Raw genomic sequence first — 17,636 nt, forward strand, 5'->3', positions numbered from 1 at the left:
AGCATGCAGGCACAGACGCTCACCCCGGCCAAGATCTTCGGCCTTGACGTCCGGCACGTCATACCGCTCTTCCAGCGGCCCTACGTCTGGACCGAGGAGGATCAGTGGGCCCCGCTCTGGGATGACATCAGTAGGGTCGCCGAGCAGTTGCTGGAAGCCCCCGTGGGTTACGGAACCCCGAAGGTCGTCCCGCACTTTCTCGGGGCCATCGTGCTCGAACAGCCGCTCATTCAGAGTGGCTACATCCTGGTGCGAAACGTGATCGATGGTCAGCAGCGGCTCACCACCCTGCAACTCCTGCTCGACGCCGCCCAGTGGGTGACGGAGCAGCGTGGCACGACCATGGACGCCCAGGCGTTGCGAGCTCTGGTCTGCAACAAGCCCGAGATCGCGGCGCAGCCGTACGAGGTCTTCAAGGTCTGGCCGACCGACCGCGACCAGGAAGCGTTCCAGGCGGCCATGGACAACGCCCTGACCGTTCCGCCTGCGCTCGCCGACGCCGCCGTCGCCCGAGCCCACGCCTTCTTCGTGACAGCGATCGAGGATTGGGCGGAGGTCACCGGTGACCCGGACAAGGCGGCGGCTCGGCTCACCGCCCTGACCCAGACCCTGCGTGACCATCTCAAGATCGTCGTCATCGACCTCGAACCCGGCGACAACGCCCAGGTCATCTTCGAGACGCTCAACCACCGTGGCGTGCCACTATTGGCGGCGGACTTGATCAAGAACTTTGTCTTTCAGGTCGCCGAGGCGCAGAAGCTCGATGTCGTGGACCTCTACCGACGACAGTGGCGAAAGCTGGACACCGACTACTGGCGGCAGAAGCTCTCCCGGGGTCGGCAGTACGTCCCACGCATCGACATCTTCGTCAACTATTGGCTGATCGAGCGGCTTCGGACCGAGGTGCCGGCCGACCGGATTTTCGTAGCGTTCCGTGAGCACCTGATGGACGAGCGTCCGGACATCGAGACACTGCTGGCGGAGCTGTCCCGCGACGCGGACAACTACGCCTCACTCGACGCTTGGCCGGCGGACACGGTGGTCGGCCGCTTCCACTACCGCGTCATTCAGGCGATGGACTCGGCGGTGGTGACCCCGATCCTGCTCTGGTTGTTGCGCTGGCCGGCAGCGCAACTGCCACCCGCCCAACGGGATAAGGCCCTCGATGCCCTGGAAAGCTGGCTGGTCCGGCGGGCGATATGCCGGCTGACCAGCAAGGACATCAATCGCCTGATGCTGGATCTGCTGCGCGAACTGCACTCGTCCGGTCCAGCCCTCGCCGGCGACGTGACCGAGCGGTTCCTGGCGGGGCAGAAGGCGGACTCGCGCTTCTGGCCCAGCGACAACCAGGTGATCGACGCCCTTCAGGGCATGCCCATCTACAAGTCGCTGCTCCGGGCCCGGCTCCGCATGTTGCTGGAAGCGATCGAGGACCGGCGGCGTACGGACAAGAGCGAGCACAGCGCGTGCCCGCGCAACCTGACCGTCGAACACGTCATGCCCCAAGCCTGGCGGGAACACTGGCCCGATGTGGTTGGGGTTACCGAAGCCGAGCGCGATCTGTTGATCCACACGCTGGGAAATCTGACCCTGGCCAACAAGAAGCTCAACCCGGCACTGTCCAACCGGCCCTGGACCGACGAGGAAGCCCAGGCGCGCGGGCTTGGCGATACTGGCAAGCGCAGCGAACTGCTGAAACACACCACGCTGAAAATCAATGCCGATCTGGTCGTCGGTGCGCCGGAGGTGTGGAACGACGATCTTATTCGCGCCCGTACCCACGAGTTGGCCCAGGTGGTCGTCGACATCTGGCCAGCACCAAGCAGCATTGCGGCGGTGCAGGTGTCGCTGGCCGCCGCCGAGAAGGACGCCCTGCCGGTTGCTGCGAAACCGTCCGGTCCGGAGGACACCGGAGGCAAGTATCGACCGCTCACCGACTGGCTACGAGCGCAGACAGCAGACTCGCTGCCGATGACCTTCGAGGACGTGGAAGACATCCTCGGCCTTCCTCTTCCGCCGTCTGCCCGCAACCATCCGCCGTACTGGTATTCGACCAACAACTCGCTTGGTAGAGCGATCGCGGCGGGTGGGTTCAAGCCGACCGGGGTGAACCTCACGGCTGAGCACGTCGTGCTGATCAGAAAGCAGTGACCGAGCCGAATCGGGCGCGCTGGTGCACGTAGCAGGGCCAGCAAAGAACTCCTGCCCCACCCGCGACCAAGGATGGGTCGGGGTGCACCGATGCCGTAAGCAGCGAATATGCCTCCTCGGCGGGTCCTCCTAACAGGTAGGCCCCCGGGCCCACGAAGAGGCCAGATCAGTGACGTTCGCGCCATGCCTCGGCGCGTTGCTGGTAGCGGGTCACCCCTTCTGGGCCGGTCGAGACGGGCCAGTCGTCCGTGCGGAAGTAGGCGTCGGAACCGCCGTCCAGGAAGATCACCGAGCCGCAGAGGAAGTCGGCGGCCGGCGACAGCATGAACGCGACCCATTCGCCGACGTCCGCCGGGTTGCCGCGCCCGCCGATCGGCACGGGCAACTGTTCGACCGCTTCCTTCTCACCACGGGCGATCTGCTCTTCGAGCAGCGGTGTGGAGATGATGCCGGGGGCGAGGACGTTGAGCCGGATGCCGACACCGGCCCACTGCGGCGAGATCGCGCTGCGGCGCGCCCACCGTGTCACGGCCAGCTTGGAACTCGCGTACGCGAAGGGCGCTGCGCCCTTGCCGAAGCCCTCCACCACCTGTAGCGCCTTGTCGGGGTCTCGATCGAGCAGGGCCTGCACGGCGCTTTCCGGCACCATCGGGGTGAGCGTGACGGAGTTCGACCCGAACACCACGACCTTGCTGTTGCCGGCTGCGGCCAGCGCGGGCTGCCACGCTTCGAGCAGGTCCACGACACCGAAGTAGTTGACCTGCTGAACGGTTCCTTCGCGCCCGGGAATACCGCCGAGCCCGGCGGCGCAGACCGCCCCGTCGAGCCGACCGCCGACCCGGTCCAGCACCTCGGCCGCCGCTGCCGTACGTCCCTGCGGCGTGGACAGGTCGGCGACGACCTCGACGTCACGCAGGTCCACGCCGATGACAGTGTGCCCGTCGCCGCGTAGCCGCTCGGCCGTGGCCCTGCCCATGCCGGAGGCGGCACCGGTCACCGCGTACGTACCCATGTTGGTTCCTTCCTGTCCCGCCAGTCGCGACAGCCGGCCGATCTTGGCTGCAAGTCTGGTCCGGCTCAGCTCTGGACGGGGATGCCTGTTACGAAATCATCGGCCCTCAGACCGGGTCCGGGTAGGGCATTTTGCCCCGTCCCGTAGGCGGTTTGGTTTGGGAACGTTTGTTGTTCCCCAGCGACAACAAACGTTCCCAAACCAGAGCCCGGCGAGCGATCAGGACTGGTCGTGGTCGTGCCCTCGACCGGGGCCGGGGCCGGGGCCGAGGCCGAGGGCGGTCAGGGCGATCGGGACGGTACGGGCGCTGGCCAGGTGGCGTACGACGCCGAACTCGTGGACGTAGAGGTGACAGCCGCCGAGGTGGTAGCGGATGCTCACCGGCCGCCCCGAGAAGGGCCGGGCCAGTTCACGGCGATTGAATCCGTCCCTCCCAAAAGCAGTGGGGCGTGCCTCTGCAAGGAATTAGCAGCCTACAAACATCGAGATGCACCGTTGTGGAATCTGTGTCAGAGTCACGCACGATGGGCGTCCACGTCGCTTGTCCCCCGTGCGAGCTACAGGCAGATGTCCACTGTGTGGTGACTCTGTCAGGCCGCTGGATCCCTAGCGTCTAGGTAGCTGCGGCGCTCCGGCCGCAGACCTCTCGAAAGAGTCATAATGCGATTTTTGAAGCAGCTCTTGGCCGTTGCTGCGGTCTTCTTCGTCGGCGGCCAGGTCGTCGCCCTCGTGCAGGGGCTTCCTTTGCTTACGCTGCCACTCGGCATCGCGGTCGCCGTGCTCGCGGTGCTCACCTACGCGTGGGTGGTTCGGCGGACGGAACGGCGCGAGCCCACGGAGGTGGCCCGGGCCGAAGCCGTCGCCGCGACTCGCCGGGGCGTGCTGATCGGTGTCGGGATGTGTGTTGTCGTCATCGTAAACATTGCGCTCGTCGGCGACTACCACGTCAACGGCCTGGGGTCGGTGATGGGCATGTTGGGGCTGATCGGCTTCATGGCCGCCGCCGCGGTGACGGAGGAGCTGCTCTTCCGCGGTGTCCTGTTCCGCATCATTGAGGAACGTACGGGCACCTGGATCGCCCTGCTGCTGACCGGCGCGGTCTTCGGCCTGTCGCACCTGTTCAACCCAAACGCCACTCTGTGGGGTGCGATCGCCATCGCGGTCGAGGCCGGCTTCATGCTCGGCGCCTGCTACGCCGCCACCCGCAACCTGTGGGTGCCGATCGGACTGCACTTCGGCTGGAACTTCGCCCTGGCCGGTATCTTCGGCGCCGAGGTTTCGGGCAATGACACGGCGAAGGGGCTGCTGGACGCCGTGACCTCGGGTTCGACCCTGATCAGCGGCGGCAAATTCGGGCCGGAGGGGAGCCTGTACGCGGTGCTGGCCGGCGTGGTGCTGACCGTCGTGTTCATGCGGCTGGCCCGCCGCCGCGATCGCATCGTGCCTCGCCGCCGCGCCGCCCGCGTCGACACGACCACTACGCTCGTCCAATGATTGACCTCCGGAGCATCCCGGACCGGTGGCGGCGGTGTGACGTCACGGTCCGGGATCTTCCGGCTGCCCTGCTGCTCGCCGTCGTGTCGCTCCTGCCGGTGCTGAACGGCCATGGAACGCAGCTCGGCAACCTGCCGAACCGCCCGTTCGACGCGCTGGCCCTCGCAGCGGTCGCCCTCGAGTGTCTTCCGCTCGCGGTGCGTCGGCGGTGGCCGGCCGTCTGTCTCGCTCTGGTGTCCCTCGGCTTCGCCGTCGAACAGCTCCGCGGTTACTACACGGTGGCGAGCATCGCGTTGCCCATCGCGCTGCTGAGCACGGGCCTTCATCTGGAACGCCACCGCCGGACCGTCGCTGTCCTGGCCTCCGCGGCGTACGTGCCGCTGGCAGTCGCGCTCGACCACCTCGGGGCGGGCGAGACAGTGACTGAGTACGCGACGTTCTATCTGGTGCTGGCCATCGCGTGGGGTGCCGGGTCGTGGCTGCGGTTGTCCCGCGTCGCCGAGGCCGAACGCCGCCAGCACCTCGCCGAGACCACCCGCGCCGCAGAACGCACCCGCATCGCACGTGAACTCCACGACATCGTGACCCATCACGTGACAGCCATGGTCGTCCAGGCCGAGTCGGCACGCTACCTGACCGCCGCGCCCGACCGCCTCGACCAGACCCTGACCGCGGTCGCCGACACCGGCCGGCGGGCGATCACCGACCTGCGGCACCTGCTCGACCTGCTCAACCCGGACCATGGCACCGCGCCGCGACCGCAGACCATTGGCGAACTCCACGCTCTCGTCGAGCAGACGCGGCAGGCTGGCCAGCCAGTGGAGTTCACCGAGGAGGGCCGCCCCCAGGAGACGGCCGGCAGCGCCGAGGTCGCGGCCTACCGGGTCGTGCAGGAGGCGCTGACGAACGCCCTCAAGTACGCCCACGGCAGCCGTACCGTAGTCCACGTGCAGCACACCGGCAGGGAGATCACGGTGAAGGTCAGTACCGACGGCTCGGGTTCGCGCGCCGCGTCACCCGGCGGGAGCGGCCGGGGCCTCGCCGGCCTCCGCGAACGGGTCGGCGTGCTCGGTGGCGAGTTCAGCGCGGGCCGGCGGCCGGGCGGGGGCTTCGTCGTCCAGGCCCGTATCCCTGCGGGAAGCGCGTCGTGACCGCGCCGATCCGCGTACTGGTCTGCGACGACCAGGCACTCATCCGTACCGGATTCGCCACCATCATCGACGCCCAGCCCGACATGGAGATAGTCGGCGAGTGTGGCGACGGGCGCGCCGCAGTCGACCTCGCCGGGCGGCTGAACCCGGACGTGGTGGTGATGGACGTGCGGATGCCGGTGCTCGACGGCATCGAGGCCACCCGTCTGCTGGCCGGCACCGGAGTGGCGCATCCGATCAAGGTTCTCGTGGTGACCACGTTCAACCTGGACGAGTACGTGTACGCGGCGCTGCGTGCCGGCGCCAGCGGGTTTCTGCTGAAGGACGCACCACCCGCCCAACTGCTGCACGGAATCCGGACCGTCGCCACCGGCGCGGCGTTGCTGGCCCCCGAGGTGACGCGCCAGCTCGTGGGCAGGTACGCCGCGCGCATCCGGCCCGTCGAGGGCGTACCGGACGACATTCCACTGGCCCCACGCGAACTGGAGGTCCTTCGCCTGATCGCCGACGGACTCTCCAACAGTGAGATCGCGGCGACGCTGGTGATCAGCCAGGAGACCGTCAAGACGTACGTGTCACGCATCCTCACCAAGCTCGATCTGCGCGACCGCGTGCAGGCGGTGGTCTACGCCTACCGCCGTGGCCTGGTGACCTGAGACATCGTGCGCTCGCGCTCATTCGCGCTCCTGGTCACCGCCGACGTCGACCAGGGACGGTGACGGCTACCCATACCCTGTCGTCGCCGGGATCCGGCCACGGGTGGATCAGGAGATGGCGGTAGATGGCCAAGAGGCGGGTAAGGCCCTCCAGGGTTCGGCAGGCCGACCGGCAGGACCGGACCTGGGCCGTCGTCCGAGGGCTGGTCGTGCTGGTGCTCGGGCTGGCGCTGGCGGCAGTCACCGGCGGGTACAAATGGCACCTTGCCCGCAAGGCGGAACGGTTACGAGCTGAGGGGGTGCCGGTCGTCGCGCAGGTGCTGGAACGTCGTAACAGTATGGGTCGGGGCGGCGGCCGGGACACGATCGTGGTCAGCTACGCGTACGCGGGAACGACGTACACGAAGCGGATTCTCTGCGACGGACCGAGCGGTTGCGACCGGAATCCCCCGCCGGAGATCGTCGTACGGGTGGACCCGGTCAAGCCAGCGGAGTTCGTTACCAACAACGGCAGCACCGATGATTCGGCGTTCATCTTCAACTCCAACGGCGGAATCCCGTACGGCCTTGTCGCAGCCGCTGTCGGTGCCGGCATGCTGATGTCCGCGCGGCTCGCCGGCCGGCGAGCCACGCCAGGTGGCGGGTCACCGGTGGATCCGCCGACGCGGCGTCGGCACCCGTCAGCGAATCGCAGGCGCCGGTCAGCGAATCGTCGGAGTCAGAGATGATGCCCAGAAGCAGCAGATATGCCTCCTCGGCGGGGCCACCTGGCAGGTGGAGCCCCAGGCCCACGAAGAGGCCAGCTCACTGACGTTCGCGCCATGCCTTGGCGCGCCGTAGGTAGCGGATCAGCCCGGCCGGGCCGGTCGAGACGGGCCAGTCGTCGGTGCGGAAGTAGGCGTCGGAACCGCCGTCCAGGAAGATCACCGAGCCGCAGAGGAAGTCTGCGGCCGGTGACAGTAGGAACTCCACCCATTCGCCGACGTCCTCCGGTTTACCGCGCCCACCGATCGGTACGGCCAACTGTTCGACGGCCTCTTTCTCACCGTGGGCGATCTGCTCTTCGAGTAGCGGTGTGGAGATGATGCCGGGGGCGAGGACGTTGAGCCGGATGCCGGCACCGGCCCACTGCGGCGAGATCGCGCTGCGACGCGCCCACCGTGTCACGGCCAGCTTGGAGCTCGCGTACGCGAAGGGTGCCGAGCGTTTGCCGAAGCGACCCACCGCCCGCAGCGCCTTCTCGGGGTCCCGGTCGAGTAGGGCCCGTACGGCCCTCTCCGGCACCATCGGGGTGAGCGTGACGGAGTTCGACCCGAACACGACGGCCTTGCTGTTGCCGGCTGCGGCCAGCGCGGGGCGCCACGATTCGAGCAGGTCCACGACACCGAAGTAGTTGACCTGCTGAATGGCCCTGTCCCGTCCCGCGACACCGCCGAGCCCGGCGGCACAGACCGCCCCGTCGAGCCGACCGCCGGCGCGGTCCAGCACCTCGGCCGCCGCTGCCGTACGTCCCTGCGGCGTGGACAGGTCGGCGACGACCTCGACGTCACGCAGGTCCACGCCGATGACGGTGTGTCCGTCGCTGCGCAGCCGCTCGGCTGTGGCCCTGCCCATGCCGGAGGCGGCACCGGTCACCGCGTACGTACCCATGTTCTTCCTTCCCGCTCCGCCGGCTGTGACAGCCGGCCACGTTGGCTGCCTGCCTGGGGTTGGTCAGAGGACGGACTTCATCTGCTTGGCGACGATGTTCGCGGCCAGGCGGGGTGCTATCCGGGACAGCCCGTCGAGCAGACGGGCGTCGGATCCGATGACGACGCGGAACGGGCCCTTCTCCACCGCCCGTACGATTTTCTGTGCGGTGCGCTCGGGGGTGGTGGCCCGGACCTTCCGGCCGCCGGTGTCGATCATCTGCACACCGGAGTTGCCGCTGATGTTGGTGCTGATGTTGCCCGGGAAGACGGCGGTGACCGCCACGTTGGTGTCGATGAGTTCCTGGTAGAGGCCCTCGGTGAACTGCTTGACCGCACCCTTGGTCGCGCTGTAGAAGGCCTGGCCGGCGAAGGAGACGAGCCCGGAGAGGCTGGAGACGTTCACCAGGCTGGCCGCTGGACGTGTCCTCAGTTCCGGCAGGAACGCGAGCGAGACGTTGACCGTGCCCCAGAAGTTCACGTTGACGATCCGTTCGATCTCGTCACGGGTCAACTCCGGGATCCGGACGAAACGGTGAACGATGCCGGCCAGGTTGATGACCCCGTCGACCTGGCCGTGGGCGGTGAGTACGGCACCGACGACGGCGTCGACGGCGTGCCGGTCCGTGACGTCCACGGCATGCGTGGACAGCCTCGCCGCCGCCGCGCCCGCGAGTGCGGAGGTCTCTTCGAGGCGGGTGACGTCGAGGTCGACAGCGGCGACGCGGGCACCGCTGTTCAACAGTTGGAGGGCGACCTGCCGCCCGATGCCGTTGCCACCGCCCGTGACGACGAACACCCTGCCCGGGATCTGCATTGGGGGATTCCTTCTTCGGGGATCAGTGGCCGTCGGGCCGGGCCTGGGCGGGGAGTTTGCCGGCCGCATGACGTCCGACGACGTAGCCGTAGACGAGGCCCTGCCCGATGGTCGCCCCGGCTCCCGGGTACGTACGGCCGAAGGCGTTGGCGGCGGCGTTGCCGATCGCGTACAGGCCGGGGACGGGGACCCCCGCCGTGGACAGCGCCCGGCCGACGCCATCTGCCTGGATCCCGCCACACGTGCCCAGGTCGGACAGCACGACCTTCACGGCGTACACGGTGCCGGCCAGGGGCCTGAGGTTCGGGTTGGGGGTCACCGTCGGGTCGCCGTAGTAGCGGTCGTACGCGCTGGCCCCACGGTGGAAGTCGTCGTCGACGCCGGCGGCGGCAAGCTGGTTGAACCGGATCAGAGTGGCGTGCAGTGCGTCGGCGTCCACGCCCATGGACCGGGCGAGGTCGCGGGGGTTGCCGGCACGGTGGGCGATACCCGCCTCGTACCAGGACTTCGGTAGCGGAGCCCGAGGGAACTGCGCACCGGCGAAGACGTAGCTGTTGCGGTACGCCTGGTCGAAGACCAGCCACATGCTCGGCAGCGAACCGCGCTCGCGGGCGAGGTCGAGCGTCGTCTGGCCGAAGGTCATGTAGTCGCAGGACTCGTTGATGAACCGACGGCCGGTGTCGTCCACCATGAGCGACCCCGGCAGGGACCGTTCGGCGAGGAGCACCTGTGGCGCGGCGTCGCCGATCGGTGCGACAGCGGGGAACCACCACGCCTGTTCCATGAGGTCGGTGGCGGCACCCGCCTCCTGGGCGGCGCGTATTCCGTCGCCGGTGTTGGTCTCCGCGCCGAGGCTCCAGTCCCGCAGGTCCCGATGGTGGTGGGCGTGCCGTAGGGGAAGGTCGTGGTCGAAGCCGCCGGTGGCGAGTACGACGCCGCGCTCGGCGCGTACGGTGAGCGGCGTTTCGCCGTGACGCAGTTCGACCCCGACGACGCGGTCCTGCTCGACCAGCAGCCGTTCGAGCGACGTCTCGGTCCAGACCGGGATGCCGGCGCGGCGGACACCGGCGAACATCCCCGCAGCGATGGCCTGCCCGCCGGCGGCGTATTCGCGCCCCAGCACCATGCCACCGACCCCCTGCACGAGGCGGGTCGCGATGCGGGGGATCGCGCGACGGGGTGTCTTCGCCATCAGGTTGAGCCACTTGTAGTCCGCGCCGGTGACCGGCATGGGAACGGGCGCGGAGAGGACGGCGGGGCGCAGGCGCGCCCGGTCGGCACCGAGGAGCTTCAGGTCCAGTGGACGGCACTCGCAACTGCGTCCGACGGCGGTGCCACCGGGTAGTTCGGGGTGGTAGTCGGCGTAGCCACGGGCCCAGAAGAACCGCATCGGGGTGGTCCGCCGGAGCATCTCGATGGTGGCGGTGCCGTGGTCGAGGAAGCTGCGCCAGCGTTCCGCCGGCGCGGAACCGGACACCACGGCCTCCAGGTACGCGGCACCGCGCTCGTGCGTGTCGTTGGAGCCTTCGTCGGCCAGCACCGGGTTCGCGGGGATCCAGAAGGCACCGCCGGAGCGGGCGGTGGAACCGCCGACCCAGCGCGACTTTTCCACGACCACGACGGACAGCCCGGCCTCATGGGCGCTGAGGGCGGCGGCCAGACCGGTGCCGGAGCCGACCACGACGAGGTCGACCGTGGTCGACCGGGGGTGCCGGGGGACGGACATGTGCAGACTCCTCTTCTGGGCAGCGACTCTGTTCGGCAGCGGCCCTGCTGGGCGGCGACTCTGTTCGGCAGCGGCCCTGCTGGGCGCCGACCCTCCTGGGCAGCAACCCTCCTGGGCAGCAACCCTGTTCGGCAGCGGCGCCGCTAGGCCGCGACGGGCCGGGTGCCGGCGTTGACGAGTGCGGTGGTGCCTTCGGCATCGAGCGGGCAGTGGGTGCCGGTGAAGATGCTGGCGGCGCACAGGTTGCAGTGCGTGCAGGCCGACCGGGTGGCGTGGTCCCGCTGGATCTGGTTGATCAGGTCGGGCTCCCGCAGCAGGGCGCGGGCCATCGCGACGTACTCGAAGCCGTCGCTCATGGCGGTCTGCATGCCGTCGAGGTCGGTGACGCCGCCGAGCAGGATCAACGGCATGGACAGCTCGCGGCGGAACTGGAGCGCCAGGTCGCGGAAGTAGAGCGGCTGGTAGGGGTAGTGGTGGAAGAGGAACCGGCCGAACATCTTCATGCCGAGCCGTAGGAACGGCGGCTGGGCGTCGGCCATCGCGGACAGCGGCACGTCGCCGCGGAACAGGTACATCGGGTTGAGCAGCGAGGACCCGCCGGTGAGTTCGAGGGCGTCCAGGTGCCCGTCGGCCTCCAGCATCTGGGCGAACGGGATCGACTCTTCGAGGTCGAACCCACCGGGTACGCCGTCGGTCATGTTCAGTTTGGCGATGACGGCGATGTCGTCGCCCACGGCCTCCTTGACGGCGGCCAGGATCCGGCGCGGGAAGTCGGCGCGGTTGGTCAACGAGCCGCCGTACTCGTCCTTGCGCCGGTTGACCTTGGGCGAGAGGAACGATCCGGCCAGGTAGGTGTGGCCCAGGTGCACTTCGACGGCGTCGAAGCCGACCTCACGCGCGGATGCCGCAGCCTGGCCGTGGGCGTCCACGACCCGCCGGATGTCGGCATGGGTCGCGGCGCGGTCGAACGCCATCGCCATCGGGTTGAACCGTACCGACGGCGAGATGGACGGCAGGCCGTTCGAGCGGGAGTTCGCCACCGGTCCCGCGTGCCCGATCTGGGCGCTGACCTTGGCACCGGTGGCGTGTACGGCGTCGGTCAGCCGGCGCAGTCCGGGCAGCGCCTCGGGCCGCCAGTAGACCTGGCCGCGTTCGGTGCGCCCCTCCGGTGCGACGGCGATGTAGGCGACCGTCGTCATGCCGACGCCGCCCCGGCCCACGGCGGTGTGGTACTCGATCAGCCGGTCGGTGACCAGGGCGTCCGGGGTCGCCCCCTCGAACGTGGCGGACTTGATGACGCGGTTGCGCAGGCTCACCGGGCCGAGCATGGCCGGGGCGAGCGGGTCAGGGGTCGGAGCGAGCGGGTCAGGGGTGGGGGTCGTGGTGGTCACGGGGTGTCCTCGGGGGTGGTGATGTGGATGTCGAGCCAGCGCAGCACGACGTCGACGGCGTGGGCGGGCGATTCGTGAGCGCCGTTGCGGGCCCAGTCGCGGAGCGCGGCGTGGGCGGCCTCGCGGTATGTGATGGCGATCGCCTGGTAGATCGCCTCGGGTGCGCCCGGCCGGCGTCGGGCGATCTCCTCGGCGAGGGCGTCGGTCCACGGCGCGTAGGCGCGTGCGGAAGCAGTGGACAGCTCAGGTTCCGCTGCGACGACCCGCATCCAGTGCCCACCGGAACGGCGTACCAGCGGGTCGTCGGAGACCGATGCGGCCACGGCCGTACGCAGGACGACCGGCAGCGGCACGTCGAGGGGCTGGCTGTCGAACGCTGCGGTCAGCCGCCGGGTGGCCGCCGGGACGCCCACCCAGGCGAGGGCGGCCTTGGACGGGAAGTGTCGCATCAGGGTGCGGACGCTGATCCCGGTGGCTGCGGCGATGTCGTCCCAGTTGGTGGCGTCGTAGCCGCGCTCCGCCCACAGTTCCAGCGCCGTGGCGCCGACCGCCTCGGGGTCGAGCACCGTGGGGCGGCCACGTCGGCGGGGTGCGGGCGGGTGAGGGGTTGCCGGGGCCATGAGACCAGTCAAGCATTTATGGCAGAAACCGTCAATAATCAGGGCTGCCGGTGGCCCGGATAATGCGGTGGCCCGCCGGCCGGCCGAGGGTGAAGATCGTTACGTGAGGATGCATGCCGACCAGGTCGACGTCAGCGCGGATGTCGTCGCCGCTCTCGTAGCGGCCCAGTTCCCCCGATGGCGTGCCCATCCGGTACGCCCGGTCGTCTCGCACGGCACGGTCAACGCGCTGTTCCGGGTCGGTGAGGAGATCGTGCTGCGTTTCCCGCTGCAACCCAGCCTGGATCCGGAGTTACGTGACGCCCTGGTGCGGGAGCAGGAGATCGCCCGCCGGATCGCTGCCCACGTACCGGTTGCGGTGCCGGAGCCGATCGCCCTCGGTGAGCCGGGCGAGGGTTACCCCGGCCCGTGGACGGCGTACCGATGGATCACCGGCGACAGTGCGGACGGACTGGACGTCGGTGCCTCTGCGGAGTTCGCCCGGGACCTGGCCGGATTCGTCCGCTCCCTGCATCGTATGGCCACCGATGGGCGGACCTGGGGCGGACAGGGTCGAGGCGGTCCGCTGCACACCAGGGACGAATACGTACGCGCCGCCCTGGCCGGGAGCAGCCACCTCACCGACACGGTCCGGCTGGCCCGGATCTGGGAACGCTGTCTGGACACGCCACCCCATGCCGCCGCCGACGTGTGGATCCACGCCGACCTCATGCCGGGCAACCTGCTGGTACGGGACGGCCGGCTGGCCGCCGTCATCGACCTCGGGGCGGTGAATGTCGGCGACCCGGCGGTCGACCTCATGCCGGGGTGGAACCTGATGACCTCCGGTGCCCGGGACACCTATCGACGCGCGCTCGGGGTGGACGACGCCACGTGGGAGCGGGGGCGAGGATGGGCCATCGTCCAGGCGATCGGTGCTCTTCCCTACTACGTCGACACCAATCCGGTGATGGCGGATACGGCCCGACGCACCCTGGACGCCGTCCTTGCCGACGGTTGACGGGGAAGAGGCCACGCGGTAGCCGCCCCCTGATCCGTCTGATCAGGGAGTACGTTGCGTGACACGCCCACGGCACGCGGGACGTACTCCCTGATCATCGGGATCTCGACGGGGGTCAGCGGGTACGGAGGCCGAGGTCGAGGGTCCTGGTCAGGGTCGCCCGGTCGTCGTCACCGTCGAGCGACCAGATCATCGCGCCGCCGAGTCGCTGCGAGCGGATGTAGAGGCTCTTCTGGAGCAGGACGGCCGGATCGTCGTAGGTCCAGAAGGTCGTACCGTCGTAGAGCCAGGCGGTGCCGGCCCGCAGGTCCCGGTAGACCCGGTAGCCGTTCTGGCCGACCTTGGTCCTGAGCACCTTGTAGTCCTCGTAGCCCGGCTCGTAGGTTGCCGGAGCCGGACCGGTGGCCGTACCGAACAGGCCGTTACGTCCACCGGTCACGCCGGTCCAGCCGCGTCCGAAGTACGGGATGCCCAGGACCAGTTTCTGTCGGGCCGCGCCCCGGTCGAGCCAGGCGTCGATGGTGCGGTCCACCGAGAAGTCGGGCTCGGTGGCCCCGGCCGGCACCCGGAGAGCGGACTGCTGGTTGGCGACCAACTCCCAGCCTCCGTGGAAGTCGTAGCCCTGCACGGTGGCGAAGTCGAGGTTCCGGAAGACCTTCCGTACCTCGAAGCCCGCGTCGATCGCCGCCGGATTCGCCGGTACGAAGGCGGTCAGCGCATAGTGCTTGCGGTTCGCCCGGCCGAACTCGTCGAGCTGCCGGCGGAACTCGGCCACGAGAGCGGTGAAGTTCTGCTTGTCCTTGGGCCGGTAGATCGTGTCGACGTCTCCCGGTGAGCCCGGCCACTCCCAGTCGATGTCGATGCCGTCGAAGACCCCTGCCAGCGACCCTGGTCCGCCGGCGCTGCCGTCCGGGTTGGGCAGGTTGCCCCTGAGGTAGAGGTCGATGCAGGAGCTGACGAGTTTCCGTCGCGACTCTGCGGTGAGTGCCGCGTTGGAGAAGTGCGTCGACCAGCTCCAGCCGCCGAGTGAGATCAGCACCTTGAGGTCGGGGTGGATGGCCTTGAGCTTCTGCAACTGGCCGAAGTTGCCGTTGAGCGGCTCGCCCCAGTTGTCGGCGACACCGTCGACGCTCTCCGCCGCCGGGACCGGCCGCTGGTAGTCGGCCCAGGCGTCGCCCTCACCGGGTGGGCCGTCAACGTAGCAGCGGCCGTCCGGGCTGACGTTGCCGAAGGCATAGTTGAGGTGGGTCAGCCGGGCGGCGGCACCCGAGTCGTTGAGCTTCTTGATGGTGAAGGCCCGGCCGTAGATGCCCCACTGGGTGAAGTAGCCGACCTTGACGTATCCGTCACGGGGGGCCGGGGCGGTCGTGGTGGCCGAGGCGGGGACGGCGGTGACGGTGCCGGCCAGCACGACACCCACGGCAGCAGCCGCGGCGAGTCGACGAAGGACTGATCTGCGCATGCGCACTCCTGGTGGAAGGTGGAGCGACGGCGTAACAGTAAGGAAACTTTCCTGTGGAGCAACTTAGGGGCGTCTATGCCGTACGGTCAAGGGCGGAGCGACCTGCGGCGGCGCGAGCCGCGCCCGGTGTCGGTGGGGCCCACTACGCTGTGCGGCGTACGGCACGGGGAAAGGGGCCGCATGGTTGCCGAGATCGCTCTGCTCAGGCTGGTGGCGCAGCGCATCGCCGGCCCCGGTCTGCCCAGCGCGACCGAGGTCGTACGCTGGCTGACCGCCCTTCAGGCGCAGGATCACGCCGGTGCCCTCACCTCGGTGGCGCTGCGCACCGAATCCGGCACCCGGGATGGCGTCGAAGCCGCCCTCACCGCCGGCGAGATTGTCAAGTCCTGGCCGATGCGGGGCACGCTGCACCTGGTGCCGGCTGAGGACCTGCCCTGGCTGTTGAGCCTGCTGACACCCCGGGTGACAGCCGGCGCGGCCTCCCGGCGCGCCCAACTCGGCCTGGACACCGCGATCTTCGAGCGTGCCCGCGAGTTGGCTGTCGACGCGTTGACCGGCGGCCGGCAGCTACGGCGCGACGACCTGTTGGCCGTGTGGCGCGAGGGGGGACTGGGCACCGACGGGCAGCGCGGCTACCACATGCTGTGGCACCTGGCGCAGACCGGAACCCTGTGCTTCGGGCCGGTACGCGACGGCGAGCAGTTGATCGTCCTCATCGACGAGTGGATTCCGCAACCACGACAGTTGGAACGGGACGAGGCGTTGGGCGAGCTGGCCCTGCGCTACTTCCGCAGTCACGGCCCGGCCACGGTCAAGGACTTCGCCCGGTGGACCAGTCTCCGGATGGCCGATGTCCGTACCGGGCTCGCGATCGCCGCACCCGGACTCGCCCGTGTAGTGGTCGACGGCGTCGACCACTACCTGGACCCGGCCACGCCCGACCTGCTGGCTGCCGTACGGGAGCAGGTGACCGGGGTCTTTCTGCTTCCCGGGTTCGACGAGTACATCCTCGGCTACGGCGACCGCAGTGCCGTGCTGGCCGCCGAGTATGCCGACCGGATCGTCCCGGGCGGTAACGGAGTGTTCCGGCCGACCGTCGTCAGCCGGGGCCAGGTCGTCGGAACCTGGAAGCATGCCGGCCGGGGCGCGAAGCGGACCCTGGACGCACTGCCGTTCGACGGGTTCAGCGACGAGATCACCCAGGCGCTGCCCCAGGTGTACGCCGCCCTGCCGTAGCTGGCCAGCGTTCGCTGATCAGTGCTCTGAACAGGGAATATCTGGCATGGTCAGGCGTGGACGGACGGCTGTCGGAAGTGCTAACACTGTAGTTGGGGACAGAAACGGTCCTCGATCTGATGGTCGATGTCCCCTGCCCGACGACCACGGTTGTGGGCGGCCTTTCGGCGTCGAAGCCCTACTTGGACGGATTGCACCGGCGCGCCGACCGAGGCGGTTCAGCCACGCCGTCGTGTGGATGCTGCAGGTTCAACCGCGAGACCAGCTCCGGAACAACGCCGTAGCGGCGCTGGCCGGAGAGGACGATGAGATGGACCGGGAACAGACTCGCAGGCTCGCCTCCGGTGACGGGGAGCAGGTCTGATGCGTACGGTGCAGATTATTTCGGGTCGACATCCGTTCGAGGTGACCCTGTTGGCCACCTCCCTGGCCTGCGGCATCGCTCTGCTGATCACCGACATCCGGCCACCGTCCGTTGTGATCGCCATGCCGGTTGTCGTCCAGGCGACCTGGCAGGTGGGTCTGGTCGTCGTCGGGGTCGCGGGCCTGCTCGGGGTCACCTGGCCCGGGCATGTCCTCACCGGTCTCGGGATCGAACTGGGTGCGCTGGTCCTGCTCGGCACCACCACCGCCATGTACTCGATCGCCATCATCGCGATCAGTGGCAGGTCGGCTCTGGTGGCCGGCTCGTTCATCGGCGCGGTCACCGTGGCATCGCTGTGGCGATCGGCCCAGTTGATGCTGGACCTGCGCCGGTTGATCGAGGCCAGTCAGCAGGACGACATCCCGGTCGTACCACCGCTGCCTGAGGAAGGAGAGAAACCATGACTGCGGCAGAACCCACCTCCGGCCCGATCTGGGTCCAGACGCTCCTGTCCGCCGTCGCGGTGCTCGGTGGTGCCGGCGGGATCACGGCGGTCGTCACGGTGCTCACGCAACGCCGCAAGCTCAAGGCCGACGCCGCCGACGTACTGACCGACACGGCCCTGACCCTGATCGATCCACTCCGGGCCCGGGTGGCCGACCTCGAAGCGGAGACCGCCCGTGCCCGCCAGCAGGCGATAGCGGCGAACAACGAGATCAGCGAGCTTCGTGTCGCCGTACAGGAGATGACCGTCATCATCCGTCGCTGGCGGGCCGCCATTCTCGCGCCGAACGTGACGGTCGAGGAACTCCGCCAGATCGTCGCGACCAGCGATCCGTGGCATACCGGAGACCAGTGGACCTGATCC

17 protein-coding genes are annotated in these 17,636 nt (G+C 68.9%); 9 read left to right on the forward strand and 8 right to left on the reverse strand.

The features are described from left to right. Positions 1-3 precede the first annotated feature (3 nt). Positions 4-2,151, forward strand: coding sequence for a DUF262 domain-containing protein (locus tag ACFQ4H_RS11310; RefSeq protein ID WP_377569886.1), 2,148 nt, complete (start codon positions 4-6; stop codon positions 2,149-2,151). 166 nt (positions 2,152-2,317) lie between these two features. Here the strand turns inward: ACFQ4H_RS11310 and ACFQ4H_RS11315 are convergent, their stop codons facing one another. Together ACFQ4H_RS11315 and ACFQ4H_RS11320 are read right to left on the reverse strand one after the other, a co-directional pair. Next, complete coding sequence (locus ACFQ4H_RS11315; protein ID WP_377569888.1) at positions 2,318-3,163, reverse strand: SDR family oxidoreductase; 846 nt, start codon at positions 3,161-3,163, stop codon at positions 2,318-2,320. 219 nt (positions 3,164-3,382) lie between these two features. Then, entirely contained in the window at positions 3,383-3,544 is a 162-nt protein-coding gene (locus tag ACFQ4H_RS11320) for a hypothetical protein (RefSeq protein WP_377569890.1), read from the reverse strand. Positions 3,545-3,823: 279 nt separating this feature from the next. Between ACFQ4H_RS11320 and ACFQ4H_RS11325 the strand changes: the two genes are divergently transcribed. The 4 genes from ACFQ4H_RS11325 (at position 3,824) to ACFQ4H_RS11340 (ending at position 7,192) form a co-directional block, all read left to right on the forward strand. Next, complete coding sequence (locus ACFQ4H_RS11325; protein WP_377569891.1) at positions 3,824-4,657, forward strand: CPBP family intramembrane glutamic endopeptidase; 834 nt, start codon at positions 3,824-3,826, stop codon at positions 4,655-4,657. After that, on the forward strand, positions 4,654-5,808 hold the full coding sequence (locus tag ACFQ4H_RS11330) for a sensor histidine kinase (RefSeq protein WP_377569893.1): 1,155 nt from the start codon (positions 4,654-4,656) through the stop codon (positions 5,806-5,808). Before ACFQ4H_RS11325 ends, ACFQ4H_RS11330 begins: the two co-directional genes overlap by 4 nt. Next, positions 5,805-6,464, forward strand: coding sequence for a response regulator (locus tag ACFQ4H_RS11335; RefSeq protein ID WP_377569895.1), 660 nt, complete (start codon positions 5,805-5,807; stop codon positions 6,462-6,464). Before ACFQ4H_RS11330 ends, ACFQ4H_RS11335 begins: the two co-directional genes overlap by 4 nt. A 125-nt stretch (positions 6,465-6,589) precedes the next feature. Then, positions 6,590-7,192 (forward strand): DUF3592 domain-containing protein, encoded by a 603-nt coding sequence (locus ACFQ4H_RS11340; protein ID WP_377569897.1) that lies wholly within the window; start codon positions 6,590-6,592, stop codon positions 7,190-7,192. Positions 7,193-7,268: 76 nt separating this feature from the next. On the opposite strand, the gene ACFQ4H_RS11345 is transcribed toward ACFQ4H_RS11340, so the two are convergent. The 5 genes from ACFQ4H_RS11345 to ACFQ4H_RS11365 all read right to left on the reverse strand — a co-directional run bounded on the left by ACFQ4H_RS11345 (position 7,269) and on the right by ACFQ4H_RS11365 (position 12,706). Then, a complete protein-coding gene (locus ACFQ4H_RS11345) occupies positions 7,269-8,114 on the reverse strand; it encodes an SDR family oxidoreductase (protein WP_377569899.1) in 846 nt (281 codons plus the stop codon). 63 nt (positions 8,115-8,177) lie between these two features. Further along, a complete protein-coding gene (locus ACFQ4H_RS11350; protein WP_377569900.1) occupies positions 8,178-8,969 on the reverse strand; it encodes an SDR family NAD(P)-dependent oxidoreductase in 792 nt (263 codons plus the stop codon). 22 nt (positions 8,970-8,991) lie between these two features. Beyond that, a complete protein-coding gene (locus ACFQ4H_RS11355) occupies positions 8,992-10,695 on the reverse strand; it encodes a 3-ketosteroid-delta-1-dehydrogenase (RefSeq protein WP_377569901.1) in 1,704 nt (567 codons plus the stop codon). A gap of 143 nt (positions 10,696-10,838) precedes the next feature. After that, complete coding sequence (locus ACFQ4H_RS11360) at positions 10,839-12,086, reverse strand: NADH:flavin oxidoreductase (RefSeq protein ID WP_377569902.1); 1,248 nt, start codon at positions 12,084-12,086, stop codon at positions 10,839-10,841. Beyond that, the gene (locus ACFQ4H_RS11365) at positions 12,083-12,706 is read right to left on the reverse strand and encodes a TetR/AcrR family transcriptional regulator (protein ID WP_377569903.1); all 624 of its coding nucleotides are present in this window, start codon (positions 12,704-12,706) and stop codon (positions 12,083-12,085) included. The genes ACFQ4H_RS11360 and ACFQ4H_RS11365 overlap by 4 nt, the downstream gene beginning before the upstream one ends. Before the next feature lie 109 nt (positions 12,707-12,815). Here ACFQ4H_RS11365 and ACFQ4H_RS11370 point away from each other — a divergent pair, with 109 nt between their 5' ends. Next, a complete protein-coding gene (locus ACFQ4H_RS11370) occupies positions 12,816-13,706 on the forward strand; it encodes an aminoglycoside phosphotransferase family protein (protein WP_377569942.1) in 891 nt (296 codons plus the stop codon). Positions 13,707-13,821: 115 nt separating this feature from the next. Here ACFQ4H_RS11370 and ACFQ4H_RS11375 read toward each other — a convergent pair whose 3' ends face one another. Then, entirely contained in the window at positions 13,822-15,168 is a 1,347-nt protein-coding gene (locus ACFQ4H_RS11375) for a glycoside hydrolase family 18 protein (RefSeq protein WP_377569905.1), read from the reverse strand. Between the two features lie 180 nt (positions 15,169-15,348). Here ACFQ4H_RS11375 and ACFQ4H_RS11380 point away from each other — a divergent pair, with 180 nt between their 5' ends. From ACFQ4H_RS11380 to ACFQ4H_RS11390, 3 genes are all read left to right on the forward strand, one after another. Next, the gene (locus tag ACFQ4H_RS11380; RefSeq protein ID WP_377569907.1) at positions 15,349-16,404 is read left to right on the forward strand and encodes a winged helix DNA-binding domain-containing protein; all 1,056 of its coding nucleotides are present in this window, start codon (positions 15,349-15,351) and stop codon (positions 16,402-16,404) included. Between the two features lie 363 nt (positions 16,405-16,767). Further along, positions 16,768-17,232, forward strand: coding sequence for a hypothetical protein (locus tag ACFQ4H_RS11385; protein ID WP_377569908.1), 465 nt, complete (start codon positions 16,768-16,770; stop codon positions 17,230-17,232). After that, positions 17,229-17,633, forward strand: a complete 405-nt coding sequence (locus tag ACFQ4H_RS11390; RefSeq protein WP_377569910.1) for a hypothetical protein — start codon at positions 17,229-17,231, stop codon at positions 17,631-17,633. Before ACFQ4H_RS11385 ends, ACFQ4H_RS11390 begins: the two co-directional genes overlap by 4 nt. Positions 17,634-17,636: the final 3 nt, after the last annotated feature.

Source organism: Micromonospora sonneratiae (assembly GCF_042679305.1).
Taxonomy (GTDB): domain Bacteria; phylum Actinomycetota; class Actinomycetes; order Mycobacteriales; family Micromonosporaceae; genus Micromonospora_H; species Micromonospora_H sonneratiae.